Source organism: Streptococcus hillyeri, assembly GCF_003686955.1.
GTDB classification, from domain to species: Bacteria; Bacillota; Bacilli; order Lactobacillales; family Streptococcaceae; genus Streptococcus; species Streptococcus hillyeri.
The window spans coordinates 1-528 of sequence record NZ_RCVM01000055.1 but is presented as its reverse complement, the minus strand read 5'-3'; the positions used below and the strand labels follow the sequence as shown (position 1 = coordinate 528).

Genomic DNA, 528 nt, shown 5'->3' with positions numbered 1-528 from the left:
TACCTAGCTGCTCCATCCCGCGTTAACAATAAAAAGGAGGATGTGGGATTCGAACCCACGCACGCTTTTACACGCCTGACGGTTTTCAAGACCGTTCCCTTCAGCCGGACTTGGGTAATCCTCCAAACAATTATAGTCCGTACGGGATTCGAACCCGTGTTACCGCCGTGAAAAGGCGGTGTCTTAACCCCTTGACCAACGGACCATATTTAAAAATAATGGGCACGAGTGGACTCGAACCACCGACCTCACGCTTATCAGGCGTGCGCTCTAACCACCTGAGCTACGCGCCCAAGCTAATGCTTGGTTTTATTTATTTCTAAATAAAGCGGGTGACGAGAATCGAACTCGCGACAACAGCTTGGAAGGCTGTAGTTTTACCACTAAACTACACCCGCTAAATGGGAGTTAACGGGATCGAACCGCTGACCCTCTGCTTGTAAGGCAGATGCTCTCCCAGCTGAGCTAAACTCCCAAAGGATTATTTTGAATCCTTATGATTCGCTAAGCAACTACCCTATCTCACAG

The 528-nt window shown here is 48.9% G+C and carries 5 tRNA genes; all 5 read right to left on the bottom strand.

Annotated features, from left to right (window positions below):
- Positions 1-34: 34 nt before the first annotated feature.
- Positions 35-124: transfer RNA gene (locus EAF07_RS10440), tRNA-Ser, on the bottom strand.
- A gap of 9 nt (positions 125-133) precedes the next feature.
- Positions 134-205: transfer RNA gene (locus EAF07_RS10435), tRNA-Glu, on the bottom strand.
- A gap of 14 nt (positions 206-219) precedes the next feature.
- Positions 220-293 (bottom strand) — tRNA-Ile (locus EAF07_RS10430).
- Positions 294-327: 34 nt separating this feature from the next.
- Positions 328-398 (bottom strand) — tRNA-Gly (locus EAF07_RS10425).
- A gap of 4 nt (positions 399-402) precedes the next feature.
- Positions 403-475: transfer RNA gene (locus EAF07_RS10420), tRNA-Val, on the bottom strand.
- Positions 476-528: the final 53 nt, after the last annotated feature.